Source organism: Curtobacterium sp. TXMA1 (assembly GCF_020162095.1).
GTDB lineage: Bacteria > Actinomycetota > Actinomycetes > Actinomycetales > Microbacteriaceae > Curtobacterium.
The window spans coordinates 1,352,938-1,372,186 of the sequence record NZ_CP083910.1; the positions used below are offsets into that span (position 1 = coordinate 1,352,938).

The following is a 19,249-nucleotide window of genomic DNA, read 5'->3' on the forward strand; positions in this document are numbered from 1 at the left end:
GTCACCGCGCCCTGTGGACGCCGTCGAGCCGATAGCCTGGGGAACGACATGTTCTGCCCCTTCTGCCGCCACCCGGACTCCCGCGTCGTCGACTCCCGCACGAGCGACGACGGCACCTCGATCCGTCGTCGCCGCCAGTGCCCGAATTGCGGGCGCCGGTTCTCGACGACCGAGACCGCCTCGCTCAACGTCGTGAAGCGCAACGGCGTCACCGAGCCGTTCAGCCGCGACAAGATCGTCTCCGGCGTCCGCAAGGCATGCCAGGGCCGCCCGGTGACCGACGGCGACCTGGCCGTGCTCGCGCAGCGCGTCGAGGAGACCGTGCGCTCGTCGGGGTCGAGCCAGATCGACGCGAACGACATCGGTCTCGCCATCCTGGCGCCGCTCCGCGAGCTCGACGAGGTCGCCTTCCTGCGCTTCGCGAGCGTGTACCAGGCCTTCGACACGCTCGAGGACTTCGAGGACGCGATCGCGCAGCTGCGCCGCGACCACCAGGCGGCCGGAGCGGGCGCGTCCGGCGGTGCCGAGTCGGGCAGCAGCGCATGAGCGGGGTCGCGGAGCGCGTCGTCCGCAACGGCTACGCGGTCGTCTTCCGGACCGTCTTCGCGAACATGGACCCGGAGCGGGCGCACCACATCGCCTTCGCGGTGATCCGCGCGCTGCCGAAGGTGCCGTTCCTGAGCGGGACGATCGAGCGGTACGCCAGGCCCTCGGCCGCCGACGGCATCACGACGATGGGCATCCACTTCCCCTCGCGCTTCGGTCTCGCGGCCGGGTTCGACAAGGACGCCAAGGGCATCGCCGGTCTCGGACTGCTCGGGTTCGGGCACGTCGAGGTCGGCACGATCACGGCGAAGGCCCAGCCTGGCAACGAGAAGCCGAGGCTGTTCCGGCTCATCCGCGACAAGGCGCTCGTCAACCGGATGGGCTTCAACAACCACGGTGCCGCCCGGGCCGCCCGACGGCTCGAACGGGCACGGCGCCGTCCCGGTCGGCCGGTCATCGGCGTGAACATCGGCAAGAGCCGGGTGGTCGCGGTCGAGGACGCGATCGACGACTACCTGGAGTCGACGCGCCTGCTCGCCCCGTTCGCGGACTACCTGGCGGTCAACGTCAGCTCGCCGAACACGCCCGGGCTCCGTGGACTGCAGGAGGCCGACCAGCTCCGGCCGCTCCTGACCGCCGTGCGCGATGCCGCTGGTCGGACGCCGGTGCTGGTGAAGATCGCGCCCGACCTGACCGACGAGCAGATCGACGCGATCGCCGGACTCGCAGTGGACCTCGGGCTCGCCGGGATCATCGCGAACAACACCACGATCGCGCGCTCCGGCCTGACCACGCCGGACGCCGAGGTCGAGGCTATGGGGGCGGGCGGGCTGTCCGGTGCGCCGATCGCCGCCCGGTCGCTCGAGGTCCTGCGCCGGGTGCGTGCCGCGGTGCCGCAGGACTTCTGCGTGATCGCCGTCGGTGGCGTGACGAGCGAGCAGGACGTGCAGGACCGCGTCGACGCGGGTGCCACGCTCGTGCAGGGCTACACGGCGTTCCTCTACGAGGGGCCGACCTGGGCGATGCGGATCAACCGACTGCGTCGTCGGCGGCTGCGGCGCGCAGCGCGGTAGTCGCCGGCCGCTGTCGTCCGGCTGCCGCGCTGCCGCTCGACACCGACCCTGTGCGGTGTCCTGCCGTGCCGTGCCGTCGCCGCTCGCCGCCGACCCCGTGCCGCTCCGGTCGCACGACCTGCCGTCTGATGCCGACCGCGGTGCGCGACATGCCGCTCACGTTCGTCGCCGACGGCATGTCCTGCGACCTGAACGCGCGCGACGGCCGCCCCGGTTCTGGTGCGGACAGTGGTGACCACGTCGTGGGCAGGAGTCGACACGGCGGCCGGTGTCGTGCCTCCCGGCTGAGAGCTGGTGTCTCGTGGCGTCGTGCCGGGCGCGCGCTGCTCAGCGACCGGACAGAACATGCCGCTCGTGTTCGGCGAGCGGGTGAGATGTGCCGGCGGAGGGTGCCGAGCGTGACAGGAAGTGCTCGCTCGCGGGAGCCCGTCGGCGGTCCGGCGCCTCGATGCCGGGGGCGTGCTGCTGCTCATCGACCGGGCGGAACACGCCCATTGTGTTTGGTGAGCGGGTGAGATCCGTCGGCGTGGGCCGGCGAGCGTGACAGAACTTGCCCGCTCGGCGAAGGCCGGAGCCCGGAGCCCGGAGCCCGGAGCCCGGAGCCCGGAGCCCGGCGCCCGGCGCCCGAAGCCCGAAGCCCGGAGCCCGGAGCCCGACGCTCACCCGCTCGCCGGAGCCCGGCCCGGCCCGGCCCACCCAGCCCAGCCCAGGCCAGCCCAGCCCAGCCGGAGCCAGCCCGGCCAACAGGCCCGCTCCCGTCCCGGGAACGACGAAGCGCCGCCCGGCTCGGCCGGACGGCGCTCGCGCGGTGGTGCCTAGAGCGAGGGGTACTGCCCGCGGCGCACCTGCGGCTTCGGCAGGCGCAGGAAGCGCAGCTGCCATGCCCGCGTCAGGATGTAGAGGAAGGTCCCGCGCTGCATCTCGCCGAACTTCGCGGTGATCTTCTTGCGGAGCGACAGCCACAGCACGATGCAGTCGAGGACGAACAGCGCGACGAACGCCCACACCAGCAGGAGCGAGTACGACGCGAGCACGGTCTGCGCCGCGGCGAACCCGACGATCAGGAACAGCACGAGCACGGGCATCATGACCTCGCCCACGTTCCAGCGCGCGTCGATCCAGTCGCGGACGAACTTCCGCTGCTCACCCTTGTCCTTCGCGGGGAGGTAGCGCTCCTCGCCGTTGGCCATGCCGAGGCGGGCCTTCTCGCGCTCGGTGTTGAGGCGCGCGCGAGCGGCCTTCTTGTCCTGCGGGCTGTTGCCGACGAGGGGGCGACGGTTGGCGGCCTCGCGCTCGCGACGCGACGGCGTCGGACGTCCCTTGCCGGCCTCGAGGAGTTCCTCGTCCGACGGGGTGACGGTCGTGTTGGTCTTGGGGGCTGCCTTCGCCACGGTGCGTTCCTGACTGCGGTTGCGTGCTGGATCTCCTCTAGATTACGGGACATGACCGACACCGACCAGCACAGCCCCGCGACCGACCCCGCGCTCCTCGACGCCCTCCGCGAACACGTGCAGGGAGGCTTGCCGAGCACGATCGCGGACCTCTCCGCGCTGGTCCGGCTGCCGTCGGTGTCGTGGTCGGCGTTCGACCCGGCGCACGTGCAGGCCAGTGCCGAGGCGGTCGCGGACCTGGCCCGGTCGACGGGGGTCTTCGCCGACGACGCCGTCCGCATCGTCCGGTCCGCGGTCGAGGGGGAGACGGCCGGGGCCGAGGAGGCCGGCCGCGAGCTCGGGCAGCCCGCCGTCCTGGCGGTGCGACCCGCCCGCAACGGGAAGCCGACCGTCATGCTCTACGCGCACCACGACGTGCAGCCGCAGGGCGACGACGCGCTGTGGGAGACCCCGCCCTTCGAGCCGACGCTCCGCGGCGACCGGCTGTACGGTCGCGGTGCCTCGGACGACAAGGCCGGCGTGATGACGCACGTTGCCTCGCTCCGTGCCCTGCACGCGCAGTTCGGCGACGACCTCGACCTCGGCGTCGTGCTCTTCGTCGAGGGGGAGGAGGAGTTCGGCTCCCGGTCGTTCCGCACCTTCCTCCGGGAGCAGAAGGAGCACCTGGCCGCCGACGTCATCGTGGTGGCCGACAGCGACAACTGGTCGGTCGACGTCCCCTCGATCACGGTCTCGCTCCGCGGCAACGTCACGTTCCGTGCGACGCTCACCACGCTCGAGCACGCGAGCCACAGCGGCATGTTCGGCGGCGCGGCCCCGGACGCGATGATCCCGATGGTGCGCCTGCTCGCCTCGCTGCACGACGACGACGGCTCGGTCGCGGTCGAGGGGCTCACCGCGTACGACGCCGACGTCCCCGAGCGCTCGGAGGCCGAGCTCGCCACGGACGCCGCGCTGCTCGAGGGTGTGCAGCCGGTCGGCAGCGGCCCGGTGCTCTCGCGCATGTGGTTCCAGCCGTCGATCACCGTGACGGGCATGGACGTGCCGAGCGTCGCGAACGCGTCGAACACGCTGCTGCCGAACGTCGCGGCCCGCGTCTCGGTGCGCGTGGCCCCTGGTCAGTCCGCCACGGACGCGTACGTCGCCGTCGAGCGGCACCTCCGCGCCCACGTGCCGTTCGGCGCGAAGCTCGACATCACCGAGGTCGACACCGGCGACGGCTTCCTGGTCGACACGGCCGGCTGGGCCGTGCAGGAGGCCCGCACCGCCATGCACGAGGGCTGGGGCGCGCCCGCGGTCGAGCAGGGCATCGGCGGCTCGATCCCGTTCGTGTCCGACCTCGCCGCGGAGTTCCCCGAGGCACAGATCCTGGTCACCGGCGTCGAGGACCCGGACACCCGCGCGCACAGCCCGAACGAGTCGCAGCACCTGGGCGTGCTGCACCGGGCGATCGCGTCCGAGACGATCCTGCTGGCGCGTCTCGCGACGCGCCCCTGACCGGCGCACCGCTGCGGGACGCGACCGGGCCGGTGACGGACCGGGACGGACTCCTGCCGCGACGGTGACGGACCGGACCAGCGACGGACGGGAGGCCCGTGGCGACGCCGCCACGGGCCTGGCGCCCGCCGTCCGGTCCCGCCCTGTGGACGGCGCGCCCGTCCTGTCGGCTCCCGTGCTTACAATCGACCCAGGCGCGGTGACCGACACCGCCCGGAGGGAGACGCGCGGATGAGCGACACCATCATCGACAACGCACCGGCGACGGACGCACGCTCGCACGGCGTCGCGCTCAGCGACGCGGCGGCGGCGAAGGTGGCGAGTCTGCTGGAGCAGGAGGGCCGTGACGACCTCCGCCTGCGCCTCGCGGTCCAGCCCGGCGGCTGCTCGGGTCTGATCTACCAGCTCTACTTCGACGAGCGTCTGCTCGACGGTGACGCCACGGCCGAGTTCGGCAGCGGTGTCGAGGTCGTCGTCGACAAGATGAGCGTGCCGTACCTCGACGGTGCGACGATCGACTTCGAGGACACCATCCAGAAGCAGGGCTTCACCATCGACAACCCCAACGCGCAGGGCAGCTGCGCGTGTGGCGACAGCTTCCACTGACGCCGACGGCGGGCGACTGTCCGCCCACCGAACCGACACGCGAGCGGGGAGTGACCGATCTGGTCGCTCCCCGCTCGTCGTCGTCACCCGCACCGGGCCGCAGACCGGGGGAAAGCTGCGGGCCGCGGCCGATGATCCCGCGCCGGACCGCATCGGGTGTGCGCGAGACGTCACCGGCTGCGAGTAAGCTAGGAGTGTTCCAACCAAGCTGGGAACCAGCAATGTGCGGGCTCCCTGCACCCATCGCGGTGCAGGTGACGTCCGCTCCGCCGGTTCCGGGCAACGTCTTCCGAGAGGTAACAGTGCGTTCGAATCGCCGTATACGTTGGGCGGCCGTCCCGGTGGCCGTCGGTCTGGTCATCGCACTGGCTGGCTGCACGCAGCAGCAGATGAACGGATGGCTCCCCGGGACCGAGGAGACGAAGGACGTCACGAACCACACGAGCCGCGTCGTCGGCCTGTGGACCACCAGCTGGGTCGTCCTGCTCGCGGTCGGTCTCATCGTGTGGGGCCTGATCATCTGGGCGGCGATCGTCTACCGCCGCCGCAAGGGCCAGACCGGCCTGCCGGTCCAGATGCGGTACAACATGCCGCTCGAGATCTTCTACACGATCGTGCCGCTCATCCTCGTGCTCGGCTTCTTCGCCTTCACCGCGAAGGACCAGTCGGCGATCGAGAAGCCGTTCGACGACCCGGACGCCACGATCCACGTGTACGGCAAGCGGTGGGCCTGGGACTTCAACTACATCGACAAGGACAACCCGCAGGACAGCGTCTACTACCAGGGCATCCAGGCCCAGGAAGAGGAGAACGGGAACGGCGCGATCGACGAGTCGCAGCTCCCGACGCTCTACCTGCCGGTCGGCAAGAAGGTCGAGATCGAGCTCTCCTCGCGCGACGTCGACCACTCCTTCTGGGTCATCGACTTCCTCTACAAGAAGGACATGCTCCCGGGCAAGACGAACTACGAGTACTTCATCCCGCAGAAGGAAGGCACCTACCAGGGCAAGTGCGCCGAGCTCTGCGGTGAGTACCACTCCCTGATGCTCTTCCAGGTGAAGGTCGTCTCGGACTCCGAGTACCAGCAGTACCTCGACACGCTGCGCGAGCAGGGCAAGGTCGGTCTCCTCGGCAACGAGTACGACACCAACACGAACGAACCGAACAACCAGGCGCCGGTCGAGGCGTCGAGCGAGAACAAGTAGGGGTCCGTCAGATGACAACGTCACTCGTCGGCCAGCCGACAGCGCCGACGACGCCGGACTTCCAGGCGTCGAAGGTCGGTCGGAAGGGCAACATCATCGTCCGGTGGATCACCTCCACCGACCACAAGACCATCGGGTACATGTACCTGATCGCCTCGTTCATCTTCTTCCTGCTCGCGGGCGTCATGGCGCTCGTGATCCGTGCACAGCTCTTCGAGCCCGGCCTGCACGTGGTCGAGACGAAGGAGCAGTACAACCAGCTCTTCACCATGCACGGCACGATCATGCTGCTGATGTTCGCGACGCCGCTCTTCTCGGGCTTCGCGAACGCGATCATGCCGCTGCAGATCGGTGCGCCGGACGTGGCCTTCCCGCGTCTGAACGGGTTCGCCTTCTGGCTGTACCTGTTCGGCTCGCTCATCGCCGTCGGTGGGTTCCTCACCCCGCAGGGTGCCGCGTCCTTCGGGTGGTTCGCCTACGCGCCACTGAGTGACACGACGTTCACACCCGGTCTCGGCGGGACGCTCTGGGTCTTCGGCCTCGGCATGACCGGCTTCTCGACGATCCTCGGCGCGGTGAACTTCATCACGACGATCATCACGATGCGCGCCCCGGGCATGACCATGTTCCGCATGTCGATCTTCACGTGGAACACCCTCGTGACCTCGCTGCTCGTGCTCATGGCCTTCCCGGTCCTCGCCGCCGCGCTCTTCGGCCTCGGCCTCGACCGCGTGTTCGACGCGCAGATCTACAACCCGGCCAACGGCGGTGCCCTGCTCTGGCAGCACCTGTTCTGGTTCTTCGGCCACCCCGAGGTGTACATCATCGCGCTGCCGTTCTTCGGCATCGTGTCCGAGGTCTTCCCGGTGTTCAGCCGCAAGCCGATCTTCGGGTACAAGACCCTCGTCTACGCGACCATCTCCATCGCAGCCCTGTCGGTCACGGTGTGGGCGCACCACATGTACGTCACCGGTGGCGTCCTGCTCCCGTGGTTCTCGCTCATGACGATGCTCATCGCGGTCCCCACCGGCGTGAAGATCTTCAACTGGGTCGGCACGATGTGGCGCGGTTCGGTCACCTTCGAGACCCCGCTGCTCTGGGCCGTCGGCTTCCTCATCACCTTCACCTTCGGTGGTCTCACCGGTGTGATCCTGGCGTCGCCGCCGCTCGACTTCCACGTGTCCGACTCGTACTTCGTCGTCGCGCACTTCCACTACGTGGTCTTCGGCACCGTCGTGTTCGCGATGTTCTCCGGCTTCTACTTCTGGTGGCCGAAGTGGACGGGTCGCATGCTCAACGAGCGCCTCGGCAAGATCCACTTCTGGCTGCTGTTCATCGGCTTCCACACGACGTTCCTCATCCAGCACTGGCTGGGCGTCATCGGCATGCCGCGTCGGTACGCGACGTACCTGCCGAACGACGGGTTCACCTGGATGAACCAGCTGTCGACGATCGGCTCGATGATCCTCGCGATCTCGTTCCTGCCGTTCATCTTCAACGTCTACGTGACGGCACGGAACGCACCGAAGGTCGCCGTGAACGACCCGTGGGGCTACGGCCGCTCGCTCGAGTGGGCGACCAGCTGCCCGCCGCCGCGCCACAACTTCACGTCCATCCCGCGGATCCGTTCCGAGTCCCCGGCGTTCGACCTGAACCACCCCGAGGCCGGTGTGCCGATCGGTGTGGGTCCGGCGAAGGACGCCCCGGACGCTCCGACCTACGACGCCGCGAAGGGCGAGGTGAAGTAAGGCGATGCGCGCCAACACCAACCTGTTCTGGATCCTGTTCGTCTTCTTCATCCTCGCGGACGCCGCGTACACCATCTGGGCGCTGATCTACTACGGCCGCCCGGAGTGGGTCGGCACCGTGGCGATCGGCCTCACCGGGATCATGTCCGCGTTCATCGCGTTCTACCTCGGCAAGGTGATGTCGTCGCAGGGCGGTGTCCTCCCCGAGGACCGTCCGGACGCGAACATCGAGGACGGCGACGCCGAGCTCGGGCACTTCAGCCCGTGGTCGTGGTGGCCGATCCTGCTCGCCGGTTCGACGGGCATCTGCTTCCTCGGCCTCGCAGCCGGCCTCTGGATCGTGCCGATCGGGCTCGCGCTCGTCACCGTCACGCTCGTCGGCTGGGTCTACGAGTACTACCGCGGCAACTTCGGACACTGATCCGATCCACCTGACACCTCGGGCGGCACCACATCCGGTGCCGCCCGAGGTGCGTCCGGGGCCCGTACCCCACCCGGACCGAGCTCTCGGCCCGCAGCGGGTATCCCGGAACCACAGGGAATCAACCGGCCCGCACGTGGCTTGACCCGTGCGGACCCCGCAACCACAGCGAAAGGACTCACCTCCGGTGACCGACAAGCGCACCCTCATCATCTTCGGCGCGACGGGCGACCTCGCCTCCCGCCTGCTGCTCCCGGGACTCGGAACGTTCCTCCAGAGCGGTCGAGCGGTCCCCGTCCAGCTGATCGGCACGGGCCGCAGCGCCCGCAGTGCGGAGCAGTGGAAGGACGTCGTCACGAAGTCCTTCGCGTCGCAGGACGTCAAGGGTCCCGAGGTCGACGCGACCCTCGAGTCCACGACCTTCATCCAGGGCGACCCGACCGACCCCGAGCACCTCAAGGCGCTGCTCGACGCGGCCGACGCCGAGCCCATCCTGTACTTCGCCCTGCCGCCGCAGATCGCGTCGGACATCTGCGAGGCGCTGCAGGGCGTCGAGTTGCCCGAGGGCACGACCCTGGCGTTCGAGAAGCCGTTCGGCACCGACGTCGCCAGTGCCGAGGCACTGAACAAGACGGTGCTCGAGCTCGTCCCCGAGGAGCGCGTGCACCGCACCGACCACTTCCTCGGTCGCACGACGGTGCTCAACATCATCGGTCTGCGCTTCGCGAACCGTCTGTTCGAGCCGATCTGGAACGCGGACAACATCGAGAAGGTCGACGTCTTCTACGACGAGACCCTCGGCCTCGAGAACCGCGCGCAGTACTACGACGAGGCCGGCGCGCTGGTCGACATGATCCAGTCGCACCTGCTGCAGATCCTCGGCCTCGTCACCATGGACGCGCCGGCCGCGATCGACGCGGTCGAGTTCCGCTCGTCGCTCGCCCGGGTCCTCCGTTCCACCCGCCTCAAGGGCGATGACCCGAAGATCGCCTCGCGCCGCGCCGTCTACACGGCCGGCACGATCGACGGCAAGGAGCTGCCGTCCTACCAGGACGAGGACGGCGTCGACAAGTCGCGTGGCACCGAGACCCTGGCCGAGATCGAGGTCGAGGTCGACACGGCCCGCTGGAAGGGCGTCCCCTTCACCCTCCGCTCCGGCAAGGCGCTCGGCGCCAGCCGCAAGGAGGTCCTCATCACCTTCAAGCCGGTCACGCGTCTGCCCTCCGGTCTGTCCGGTCGGCCGAAGGCGGACACGCTGCGCATCGTCCTCAACCCGGACGAGATCGAGCTGAGCGTGTCGGCGAACGGCGGCGGCAACCCGTTCGAGATGGGACAGGTCACCCTGTCGTCGTCCTTCGACGACGGCGAGCTCACCCCGTACGGCGAGGTCCTCAACGGCATCTTCCACGACGACCCGCTGCTGTCGATCCGCGGCGACGTGGCGGAGCGCTGCTGGGAGATCGTCGAGCCGGTCGTGGACGCCTGGAAGTCGGGCGACGTCCCCCTCGAGGAGTACCGCGCGGGCTCGCGCGGCCCGGCGGACTGGGAGTCGTCGTCCTGACCGACGCGGCCTCCTGACGGAGCCACCTGACGGACGGGAGGCGCGGTGCCGGCTGGCACCGCGCCTCCCGTCCGTCTGTGCGCCGGTTCTGCTCGTCGCACCCGGCGTGGGCGACCGACCCGCGGATCGGAGGCGCGTCGGGACCGCTCGCGATGAGCGGATCAGGCTCCTCCGCGCAGTGCGGCCCGGGCTCAGGACGGGGCGCCGGCCCGGCGGCCGCCGCCCGTCCACGATCGCGTGCCCCCGTCGTGCACGGCGAGCCGGGTGCGGTGCCCCGACGAGGTGCCACGTGCCCGCGCGATCGCGTCCGCCGCGGACACGAGCGTCAGGTGGGAGAGCACCTGCGGGGTGTTGCCGATGTGGTGCCCGGTCGCGACGTCGATCTCCTCGGAGAGCATGCCGACGTCGTTCGCGTACCCGACGAGCACGTCCATCAAGCGTTCGGCGTCCTCGACCCGTCCGGAGGCGGCGTACTGCTCGACGAGCCAGAACGAGCACGCGAGGAACGGGTGCTCGCTGCCGGACAGCCCGTCGAACCCGGAGGTCGTCCGGTACCGCAGGACGAGCCCGTGGTCGCCGACGCGCAGGTCCTGCTCGATGGCCGCGACCGTCCCGGCCATGCGCGGATCGTCCGCGGGCACGTACCCGATCTGCGGCAGGACCAGCAGGCTGGCATCGACCTCGTCGGTGTCGTAGTGCTGCCGGTAGCTGCCGCGCTCGGCGTTCCAACCGTGCTCCTCGATCTCCGCGCGGACCTCGTCGCGCAGCTGGCGCCAGCGGTCGACGGGGCCTTCGAGGCCGAACTCCTCGACGGCGGCGACCCCGCGGTCGAACGCGGCCCAGATCATCGCTCGGGAGTGCGTGAAGTGCCGTCGCGGCCCGCGCATCTCCCAGATGCCGTTGTCCGGCTGCTGCCAGTGCTCCTCGACGTAGCCGAGCAGGGCGCGCTGCAGTGCCCACGAGTCGGCGTTCTCCTCGACACCGAGCTCCCGTGCGTCGTGGAGGGCGGCCAGGACCTCGCCGAAGACGTCGCCCTGGTACTGCGTCGACGCCCCGTTGCCGAGCCGCACCGGGGTCGAGTCGAGGTACCCCGGCAGCTCGTCGAGCGTGCGTTCGGGCAGCTCGCGTTCCCCGGCGATGCCGTACATGATCTGCACGTCGGCGGGGTCGCCGGCGATCGCGCGGAGCAGCCAGCCCCGCCAGTGCATCGCCTCGTCCCGGTGGCCGTGGGCGATGAGCGACGCGAGCGCCAGGGACGCGTCCCGGAGCCAGACGTACCGGTAGTCCCAGTTGCGTTCACCGCCCGGGTCCTCCGGGAGGCTCGTCGTCGCCGCCGCCACGACGCCGCCGGTCTGCCCGTGGGTCATGGCACGGAGCAGCAGCAGGGAGCGCCGGCTCGCCTCGGCGTACGGACCCTCGGTGTGGGCGGTCGCCATCCAGTCGCGCCACCAGCGCTCCGTCGCCTGCAGTGCGGCGTCGACGTCGAGCGGCTCCGGCGGCTCGCGGTGCGAGGGGTACCAGGTGAGCACCGTGTCGACGACGTCGCCGTCGTGCACCGTCACCGTGTGCGTGTGCCGGTGGTCGTCGGCGCGGAAGCGCACGCCGCGGACGACGACGGAGCCGGGGCCGGCGGTCGCGAGGAGCGCGGGGTCCTCATCACCGCCGATCTGCCGGACCCAGGGGAGCGCCCTGGCGTAGTCGAAGCGGATGCGCAGGGTCTGCTCGATCTCCACGGAGCCCTGCAGGCCGCGCACCCGACGGATGATCGACGCGCGGTGGGCACCGATCGGCATGAGGTCCGTGACCTCGACGACGCCGGTCGACGTCGTCCACACGGTGGAGAGCACGAGCGTGTCGGGGTGGTGGCGCCGCGTGCTGGTGGCGTCGGGGTCGGTCGGGCGGAGCGACCAGTGCCCGTGGTCCTCGGTGCCGAGCAGCGACGCGAAGGTCGAGGGGCTGTCGAAACGGGGCAGGCACGCCCAGTCGATCGTGCCGTCGCGGCCGACCAGGGCTGCCGTGTAGGTGTCACCGATGAGGGCGTGGTCCTCGATGCGGTTCGGCGGGGTCGCGGTGCTCATGGGTCGATCCTGGCACCGGCGACCGCCGAGCGGCCCGACGGCGCTGAAGGTGTGCACAGCGCGGGCGTCGGAGCACCTGTGCAGGGATCAGAGCGGGGCCGACGGGTCCGCGTCCACCAGGCCGACCCGGCTGAGCTCCGCCCACATCCCGGCACCGTCCGGCGCGTACACCCACGGAGCGGATCCGGCGCGCGTGCGTTCCTGCGCGCGGGACCGACCACCGGCGAGGACCGCCTCGCTGGTGGACAGCTGGCGGATGGCGACACCGGCGACGTTCTCCGGGTGCTCCCGGGCGAACTCGCCGTAGAGGGTCTCGTCGTGCTGCCCGTCGTCGCCGACCAGCAGCCACTGCACGTCCGGGAAGTCGCTGGCGAGCCGCCGGAGGTTCTGCTGCTTGTGGAGCTGCCCGCTGCGGAAGAACCGGTCGTGGGTCGGGCCCCAGTCCGTCAGCAGGAGCGTGCCGGACGGGTACATGTTCCGGGTCAGGAAGCGCTGCAGTGTCGGAGCGACGTTCCACGCCCCGGTCGACAGGTACACGGTGGGGGCGCCCGGGTGCTGCGCGAGGACGCGTTCGTAGAGCACCGACATCCCCGGCACCGGGCGGCGGGCGTGCTCGGTGAGCACGAACGAGTTCCACGCCGCGAGCATCGGGCGGGGGAGCGAGGTGACCATGACGGTGTCGTCGATGTCGGAGAGCAGACCGAAGCGCGTCTCCGGGTCGACGATGAACACGTCGGCCTCGACGTCGCGCATCCCACCGGCCGAAAGACGCACGGTCTGCCACCCGGGTTCGAGGTCGATCGGGACCTTCACGTCGACCACGCCGCCGCGGTCGGACTGCACCACGTGCGTGGTCCCGCCGGCCGTCACGGTGACCTCGGCGTCGTCGACGGCCACGCTCGTGAAGCTCCGCCAGCCGCGCACACCGTAGTACGAGGCGTCGGACGCCAGACCGCGCCGCGTCAGCAGGACCCGGCAGAGCACGCGGATCCAACCCGGTGCGCCGTAGCCCGTGTAGGGGATCACGGTCGGCACGAGGCCGCGCCGTCGGGCCCGGTGCTCGCGGAACTCCTGGACGGCGTCCTCGATCCGGGCGGCCCGGTGGAGGATCGGTTCGGCCAACGACGGCTCGTGGGGCGTCGGGTCGGGCATGGCCCCATCCTCCCACGCGAGCGGCGCCGGCGGCGGCCGCTCGGCCGGGCGAACGGGGTGAGTCGCAGCCACGTTCCAGCCGGTCTGTGCGAGAGTCCTCTCCGTCACATCCCACATGACCGCGCTCCGCCGGGAGCGCAAGAGGAGAACACGTGCTCGTCACCGAGGTATCGAACGCACTGCCGGGGGGATCATCACTGCTCAGGAACGAGCCGGTCCAAGCCCGCAGTTCGGCGCGCCTCGCGGGACTCCTCGACGCCGCGGCTGCCGTGATCGACGAGATCGGCTTCGAGCGGCTGACCACCGCCATGGTGGCCGAGCGCGCGGGGGCGTCCATCGGCACGGTCTACCGGTACTTCCCGGACCGCATCGCCGTGGTCGAGGCACTGGCGATCCGGAGCACGCAGCGACTCGCCGAGCGCTTCCTCACCGCGCTCGACGAGAGCGACGCCACGACGTGGCAGGACGCGCACGACGCGCTCATCGACGCGACCGTCGAGATGTACCGGTCGGAGCCGGGCTTCCGGGCGATCCGTTTCGGTGACCCCGCGGACACCGGCACCGGTGACGCCGAGGACCGCATGGCCGCGCTGGGGGCGGCCGTCGCGCAGATCCTGCACGACCGCTTCGGCTACCCGCTGGGCGAGCGTCCGGAGCGCGCCTGGGTCGTCCTGGCGGAGTCGGCGCACGCCGTGATCGCCCGGGCGCTCCGCGACCGGTCCGCTCCCGACACCGCGCTCATCGAGGAGTACCGCACCATGAGCCGTGCGCACCTCGAGGCGGTCGCCGCAGCAGCCTGACCCGGGGCCGCCCGGTCTGCGTGACCCGCGCGACGCGCCCGGCCGACGCACCGGACCATCCACCGACGCCCGTGCTCCCGAACAGGGAGTGCGGGCGTCGTTGTCCGCGAGCCGTCATGACCGGTCACGGTGGAACGCTGTCCTCGATGCGCGGGTACGCTCGTGCGGAGTCGGGCTACCTCCGAACAGAAGGGCACCCACATGATCGAGTTCCGCTCGGTGCGCAAGACGTACCCGGACGGCACCAACGCGGTCGACGACTTCAGCCTCGTCATCCCGTCGCGGACAACGACCGTCTTCGTCGGCTCCAGCGGCTGCGGCAAGACGACCCTGCTCCGCATGATCAACCGGATGGTCGACCCGTCGTCGGGGACGGTCGAGATCGACGGCGAGGACGTCGCCGGGGTCGACCCCGTGCAGCTCCGTCGTCGCATCGGGTACGTCATGCAGAACGCCGGGTTGCTGCCGCACCGCAAGGTCGCCGACAACATCGCGACCGTCCCGCTGCTGACCGGTGTCTCCAAGGGCGAGGCACGCGCCCGTGCGCTCGAGCTGATGGACACCGTCGGCCTCGACCGCGCCTTCGCGGACCGGTACCCCTCGCAGCTCTCCGGGGGTCAGCAGCAGCGCGTCGGCGTGGCACGCGGCCTCGCCGTCGACCCGAACGTCCTGCTCATGGACGAGCCGTTCGGCGCCGTCGACCCGCTGGTGCGGAACGACCTGCAGGACGAGCTCATCCGCCTGCAGCGGGAACTCGGCAAGACCGTCGTCTTCGTCACGCACGACATCGACGAGGCGTTCAAGCTCGGCGACCAGGTCGTCATCCTGAAGAAGGGCGGCGAGATCGCCCAGCTCGGCACCCCCGCCGAGATCCTGGCCGAGCCCGCCGACGACTTCGTCGCGAACTTCATCGGTGCCGGGCGCGGACGGCGTGCCCTGCGCGTCGAACAGACCCCGACCGGGCCGATCGTCGTCGACGGTGACGGTCGTGCGGCCGGCGTGCTCACGGGCCCGGTCCAGGTGGTCGACGCCGCAGCCGCGGTGCCGCAGGCAGCAGAGGCCGGGGCGCGTGACACCGCCCCGGGTGCTCCGGCGCAGGGTGGGGGACCGCGGTGAACTGGATCCTGTCGAACCTCGACACGATCAGTGACGCCACGATCGCGCACCTCGCGATCGCGATCCCACCGATCATCATCAGCTTCCTGCTCTCCATCCCGATCGGGTGGGTGGTGGTCCGCCTGCAGCGACCGGGAGGATCGCGCTTCGCCGCCGGGCTCGGCAGCGGCATCGTGACCTTCGCGGGACTGCTCTACGCGATCCCGTCGCTGGCGCTCTTCGTCGCGCTGCCGGGCATCATCGGGACGAGCCTGCAGAGCCCGGTCAACGTGATCATCAGCCTGACGATCTACGGCCTCGCGCTCATGGTCCGCTCGACGGTGGACGGCCTGACCTCGGTCGACGCCGCGACGAAGGCGGCCTCGACCGCGATGGGGTACTCGGGTGTGCAGCGCTTCTTCCGCGTGGAGCTCCCGCTCGCCGGCCCCGTCCTGCTCGCCGGCCTGCGGGTCGTCACGGTCTCGACGATCTCGCTGACGACCGTCGGTGCCGTGCTCGGCATCCAGAGCCTCGGGTCGCTCTTCACCGACGGACTCGCGCGCGGCATCACCGAGGAGATCCTCTCCGGCATCGTCATGGTCCTCGTGCTCGCCTTCGTGCTCGACGGCCTGCTCGTGGCGCTCGGCCGACTGGTGATGCCGTGGACGCGCCGGGCGCCCCGGAGCCGTCGCACCGCGCGCCGGGTCCTGCAGCGGGCGGAGGTCGCCTCGTGATCATCGCTCAGGCGTTCGGATGGGTGTTCGACCCCGCCAACTACTCCGGCTTCAACGCGATCCCCGGTCGGCTCTGGGAACACGTGTGGATCACCCTGCTCGCGGTCGCCATCGCGTCGGTGATCGCGGTCCCGATCGGGTACGCGATCGGGCACACCGGCCGGGCGCGCGGCCTCTCGATCGCCCTGTCCGGCGGCATCCGCGCACTGCCGACACTCGGTGTGCTGTCGCTGTTCGGCCTGCTGCTCGGCATCGGTCTCGAGGCGCCGTTGCTCGCCCTCGTGGTCCTCGCGGTCCCGTCGGTGCTCGCCGGCGCGTACGCGGGCATCGAGTCCGTCGACCCGGTGACGATCGACGCCGCGAAGGCCCAGGGCATGACCGGCTGGCAGGTCCTCTGGAAGGTCGAGGTCCCGCTCGGCCTCCCGCTGCTGATCGGCGGCGTCCGGTCGGCCGTGCTCCAGGTCGTGGCGACCGCCACCCTGGCCGCCTACGTCGGTGCCGGTGGTCTGGGCGGCTACTTCTTCCTCGGCCTCAAGACCCAGGACTACGCCGAGATGCTCGGTGCGTCCGTCCTCGTGATCGCACTCGCGATCGCGTTCGAGATCGTGTTCGCCGCACTGCAGCGGGCGTCTGTGCCGAAGGGCACCCTCGACCCGTCCGCGCGGCAGCGCCAGGGATCGCGCGAGCGAGCCCGCAATCCCATCCCGGAAGGAAACCCATCGTGATCACAGCACGGATCCGCGTCGCCCTCGCCGCCGCAACGGCCCTCGGCGTCGCAGCAGCCCTGACCGGCTGCTCGTCGGGAGACCCGCTCAGCAGCGGCTCCAGCGCGTCCTCCGACTCCAAGACGATCGTCATCGGCTCGCAGCAGTACTACTCGAACGAGATCATCGCCGAGCTCTACGCCCAGGTGCTCGAGAAGGACGGCTTCACCGTCCAGCGCAACTTCAACATCGGGCAGCGCGAGGTCTACATCCCGCAGCTCGAGAAGGGCGCGATCGACGTCATGCCGGAGTACAGCGGCAACCTGCTGCAGTACTTCGACAAGGAGTCGACCGCCAAGAGCGCCGACCAGGTCGACGAGGCGCTCGAGAAGGCCCTGCCGAAGGGCCTGCGCGTCCTCGACGAGGCCGAGGCGACGGACCAGGACAGCTACACCGTGACGAAGCAGTTCTCCGAGGAGAACGACGTCACGAGCCTGGCCGACCTGAAGAACGTCAAGGAGAAGCTGACCGTCGGCGCGAACTCGGAGTTCCAGACCCGCCCGTACGGCCCCGAGGGCCTGAAGTCGGTCTACGGCGTGGACGTCGACTTCACGGCGATCGAGGACTCCGGTGGCGCCCTGACGGTCAAGGCGCTCAAGGACGGCACCGTCCAGCTCGCCGACATCTACAGTGCGGACCCGAGCATCAAGGCGAACGACTTCGTCTCGCTCAAGGACCCGGAGAACCTGATCCTGCCGCAGAACGTCATCCCGGTCGTCTCCGACAAGGTCGACGAGAAGGCGGCCGACGCCATCGACGAGGTGAACGAGAAGCTCACCACCGAAAAGCTCATCGAGCTGAACGAGAAGAGCGTCACCGACAAGGAGAAGGCGTCCCAGATCGCCAAGCAGTTCCTCCAGGACGAGGGCCTGCTCTAGTCGACCGGCGCGCGGCGCCGACCAGGACTGAACGACAGGTGTCGGGCTTCGGCCCGGCACCTGTCGTCGTTCGTGAACGGGGTTCCCAGGCACCGTCGTTCCGCACGGTTGTGCCGACCAATGCCACTGCACGTTCGTGCAGAGTCTCCCTCTACAACTTGTCGAAGGAGGTGTCCGGCCGGTAGCGTGGAGGTGTCCCGACGGGGTGACAAGTACCAGTTCCTCCTCTCGGAAGAGGCATCTCTCGTGCACGAACAGCGCGCGGCGGACCGGCTCGGACACGCCGCATGAACGACATCCTCGATCCCCTGATCCTGTCGCGGTGGCAGTTCGGTCTGACGACGATCTACCACTTCCTCTTCGTCCCGCTGACGATCGGCATGGCGCTCGTCGTCGCCGTGTTCCAGTCGGCGTGGGTGCGGACCGGGCGCGCGCACTACCTGCAGTTGACCCGCTTCTTCGGTCGGATCTTCCTCATCAACTTCGCGATGGGCGTCGTCACCGGCATCGTGCAGGAGTTCCAGTTCGGGATGAACTGGTCGAACTACTCGCGGTTCGTCGGTGACGTCTTCGGTGCGCCGCTCGCGCTCGAGGGCATCCTCGCGTTCTTCTTCGAGGCGGCGTTCATCGGCATCTGGATCTTCGGCTGGGACCGTCTGCCGCGGGCCCTGCACCTGGCGAGCATCTGGTGCGTCAGTGTCGGCACGATGATGTCGGCGTACTTCATCCTGGCGGCGAACGCCTTCATGCAGCACCCGGTCGGCTTCGCGATCAACGAAGCCAAGGGTCGCGCCGAGCTCACGGACATCTGGGCCGTCCTGACGAACAAGGTCGCACTGGCCGCCTTCCCGCACACGCTGTTCGGGGCGTTCATGGTCGCGGCCTCGGTGATCATCGCGGTCGCCTCGTGGCACCTGGCGCGGAACCAGAACCTCGAGACGATGATGCCCGCGCTCAAGTTCGGCATGTGGACGATGCTCGCGTCCGGCGCGCTGACCGTGCTGTCCGGCGACCAGCTCGGGCTGACCATGGTCGACACGCAGCCGATGAAGATGGCCGCGGCCGAGGCGCTCTACAACACCTCGACCGGCAAGGACGCCTCGTTCTCGATCTTCACGCTCGGCACGCCGGACGGGGTCCACGAGCTGTTCTCGATCCGCATCCCGTACCTGCTGTCGTTCCTGTCGACGCACACGTTCACCGGTACGGTGGAGGGCATCAACGACCTGCAGGCGCAGTACTCGCAGGTCTACGGCCCCGGCGACTACAAGCCGATCATCTGGGTCACCTACTGGTCGTTCCGGTGGATGATCGCACTCGGTGTGGGCGCGGTGCTCGTCTCGGTCGTCGGCCTGTGGCTGACCCGCAAGGGCCGGTTCCCCACGCAGCGCTGGGTCTGGCGTGTCGCGACCTGGTCGGTCCCGCTCCCCATGGCGGCGATGATCATGGGCTGGGTCTTCACCGAGATGGGCCGGCAGCCGTGGCTCGTGTTCGGTCTGCTCCGCACGGCGGACGGCGTCTCGCCGAACGTCACCGGGGTCGAGGTCCTCATCTCGCTGGTCGTGTTCACGCTGATCTACGGTGCGCTCGCGGTCGTCGAGTTCAAGCTGGTCAAGAAGGTCGCGCAGGAGGGTCCTGCCGCCCCCGCTGAGGTCGACGAGGCCACCGGCGAGGTCAAGCACGAAGTGACGGTGTACTGA

The 19,249-nt window shown here is 69.9% G+C and carries 17 protein-coding genes; 14 read left to right on the forward strand and 3 right to left on the reverse strand.

Translation table 11 applies throughout. The features are described from left to right. Positions 1 to 48 precede the first annotated feature (48 nt). Together nrdR and LCG91_RS06435 are read left to right on the forward strand one after the other, a co-directional pair. On the forward strand, positions 49 to 546 hold the full coding sequence (gene nrdR / locus LCG91_RS06430; protein ID WP_058729747.1) for a transcriptional regulator NrdR: 498 nt from the start codon (positions 49 to 51) through the stop codon (positions 544 to 546). Then, a complete protein-coding gene (locus tag LCG91_RS06435) occupies positions 543 to 1,619 on the forward strand; it encodes a quinone-dependent dihydroorotate dehydrogenase (RefSeq protein ID WP_224442873.1) in 1,077 nt (358 codons plus the stop codon). Before nrdR ends, LCG91_RS06435 begins: the two co-directional genes overlap by 4 nt. 815 nt (positions 1,620 to 2,434) lie before the next feature. Here the strand turns inward: LCG91_RS06435 and LCG91_RS06440 are convergent. Further along, on the reverse strand, positions 2,435 to 3,010 hold the full coding sequence (locus LCG91_RS06440) for a DUF3043 domain-containing protein (protein ID WP_058729749.1): 576 nt from the start codon (positions 3,008 to 3,010) through the stop codon (positions 2,435 to 2,437). A gap of 51 nt (positions 3,011 to 3,061) precedes the next feature. Between LCG91_RS06440 and LCG91_RS06445 the strand changes: the two genes are divergently transcribed. The 6 genes from LCG91_RS06445 to LCG91_RS06470 all read left to right on the forward strand — a co-directional run bounded on the left by LCG91_RS06445 (position 3,062) and on the right by LCG91_RS06470 (position 10,048). Beyond that, positions 3,062 to 4,507, forward strand: coding sequence for a dipeptidase (locus LCG91_RS06445; RefSeq protein WP_224442874.1), 1,446 nt, complete (start codon positions 3,062 to 3,064; stop codon positions 4,505 to 4,507). A gap of 231 nt (positions 4,508 to 4,738) precedes the next feature. After that, a complete protein-coding gene (locus LCG91_RS06450) occupies positions 4,739 to 5,113 on the forward strand; it encodes a HesB/IscA family protein (RefSeq protein WP_058729751.1) in 375 nt (124 codons plus the stop codon). 302 nt (positions 5,114 to 5,415) lie between these two features. Then, entirely contained in the window at positions 5,416 to 6,318 is a 903-nt protein-coding gene (coxB, locus tag LCG91_RS06455) for a cytochrome c oxidase subunit II (protein ID WP_058729752.1), read from the forward strand. Positions 6,319 to 6,329: 11 nt separating this feature from the next. Continuing rightward, positions 6,330 to 8,066 carry a cytochrome c oxidase subunit I gene (gene ctaD, locus LCG91_RS06460; protein WP_058729753.1) on the forward strand — a complete coding sequence of 579 codons (1,737 nt, stop codon included), beginning with the start codon at positions 6,330 to 6,332 and terminating at the stop codon, positions 8,064 to 8,066. Positions 8,067 to 8,070: 4 nt separating this feature from the next. Then, positions 8,071 to 8,487 carry a cytochrome c oxidase subunit 4 gene (locus LCG91_RS06465; protein WP_058729754.1) on the forward strand — a complete coding sequence of 139 codons (417 nt, stop codon included), beginning with the start codon at positions 8,071 to 8,073 and terminating at the stop codon, positions 8,485 to 8,487. Between the two features lie 187 nt (positions 8,488 to 8,674). Next, positions 8,675 to 10,048 (forward strand): glucose-6-phosphate dehydrogenase, encoded by a 1,374-nt coding sequence (locus tag LCG91_RS06470; RefSeq protein ID WP_058729755.1) that lies wholly within the window; start codon positions 8,675 to 8,677, stop codon positions 10,046 to 10,048. Positions 10,049 to 10,239: 191 nt separating this feature from the next. Here the strand turns inward: LCG91_RS06470 and LCG91_RS06475 are convergent, their stop codons facing one another. Together LCG91_RS06475 and LCG91_RS06480 are read right to left on the reverse strand one after the other, a co-directional pair. Further along, on the reverse strand, positions 10,240 to 12,126 hold the full coding sequence (locus LCG91_RS06475; RefSeq protein WP_224442875.1) for a glycoside hydrolase family 15 protein: 1,887 nt from the start codon (positions 12,124 to 12,126) through the stop codon (positions 10,240 to 10,242). Positions 12,127 to 12,213: 87 nt separating this feature from the next. After that, positions 12,214 to 13,278, reverse strand: coding sequence for an App1 family protein (locus LCG91_RS06480; protein ID WP_058729757.1), 1,065 nt, complete (start codon positions 13,276 to 13,278; stop codon positions 12,214 to 12,216). 152 nt (positions 13,279 to 13,430) lie between these two features. Between LCG91_RS06480 and LCG91_RS06485 the strand changes: the two genes are divergently transcribed. The 6 genes from LCG91_RS06485 to LCG91_RS06510 all read left to right on the forward strand — a co-directional run bounded on the left by LCG91_RS06485 (position 13,431) and on the right by LCG91_RS06510 (position 19,249). Further along, a complete protein-coding gene (locus tag LCG91_RS06485) occupies positions 13,431 to 14,078 on the forward strand; it encodes a TetR/AcrR family transcriptional regulator (RefSeq protein WP_058729758.1) in 648 nt (215 codons plus the stop codon). 201 nt (positions 14,079 to 14,279) lie between these two features. Further along, positions 14,280 to 15,194 (forward strand): ABC transporter ATP-binding protein, encoded by a 915-nt coding sequence (locus LCG91_RS06490; protein WP_058729759.1) that lies wholly within the window; start codon positions 14,280 to 14,282, stop codon positions 15,192 to 15,194. After that, positions 15,191 to 15,907 (forward strand): ABC transporter permease, encoded by a 717-nt coding sequence (locus LCG91_RS06495; protein WP_058729760.1) that lies wholly within the window; start codon positions 15,191 to 15,193, stop codon positions 15,905 to 15,907. Before LCG91_RS06490 ends, LCG91_RS06495 begins: the two co-directional genes overlap by 4 nt. After that, on the forward strand, positions 15,904 to 16,632 hold the full coding sequence (locus LCG91_RS06500) for an ABC transporter permease (protein ID WP_224442876.1): 729 nt from the start codon (positions 15,904 to 15,906) through the stop codon (positions 16,630 to 16,632). Before LCG91_RS06495 ends, LCG91_RS06500 begins: the two co-directional genes overlap by 4 nt. Continuing rightward, positions 16,629 to 17,549: an ABC transporter substrate-binding protein gene (locus LCG91_RS06505; protein WP_224442877.1), complete on the forward strand. Its 921-nt coding sequence runs from the start codon at positions 16,629 to 16,631 to the stop codon at positions 17,547 to 17,549. The genes LCG91_RS06500 and LCG91_RS06505 overlap by 4 nt, the downstream gene beginning before the upstream one ends. Before the next feature lie 287 nt (positions 17,550 to 17,836). Then, positions 17,837 to 19,249 carry a cytochrome ubiquinol oxidase subunit I gene (locus tag LCG91_RS06510; protein WP_224442878.1) on the forward strand — a complete coding sequence of 471 codons (1,413 nt, stop codon included), beginning with the start codon at positions 17,837 to 17,839 and terminating at the stop codon, positions 19,247 to 19,249.

Coding starts and splice junctions, on each gene's coding strand:
- LCG91_RS06435 (WP_224442873.1), top strand. CDS start 543: ATGAGCGGGGTCGCGGAGCGCGTCGTCCGCAACGGCTACGCGGTCGTC.
- LCG91_RS06465 (WP_058729754.1), top strand. CDS start 8,071: ATGCGCGCCAACACCAACCTGTTCTGGATCCTGTTCGTCTTCTTCATC.
- nrdR (WP_058729747.1), top strand. CDS start 49: ATGTTCTGCCCCTTCTGCCGCCACCCGGACTCCCGCGTCGTCGACTCC.
- LCG91_RS06475 (WP_224442875.1), bottom strand. CDS start 12,126: ATGAGCACCGCGACCCCGCCGAACCGCATCGAGGACCACGCCCTCATC.
- LCG91_RS06450 (WP_058729751.1), top strand. CDS start 4,739: ATGAGCGACACCATCATCGACAACGCACCGGCGACGGACGCACGCTCG.
- LCG91_RS06510 (WP_224442878.1), top strand. CDS start 17,837: ATGAACGACATCCTCGATCCCCTGATCCTGTCGCGGTGGCAGTTCGGT.
- LCG91_RS06445 (WP_224442874.1), top strand. CDS start 3,062: ATGACCGACACCGACCAGCACAGCCCCGCGACCGACCCCGCGCTCCTC.
- LCG91_RS06480 (WP_058729757.1), bottom strand. CDS start 13,278: ATGCCCGACCCGACGCCCCACGAGCCGTCGTTGGCCGAACCGATCCTC.
- LCG91_RS06490 (WP_058729759.1), top strand. CDS start 14,280: ATGATCGAGTTCCGCTCGGTGCGCAAGACGTACCCGGACGGCACCAAC.
- ctaD (WP_058729753.1), top strand. CDS start 6,330: ATGACAACGTCACTCGTCGGCCAGCCGACAGCGCCGACGACGCCGGAC.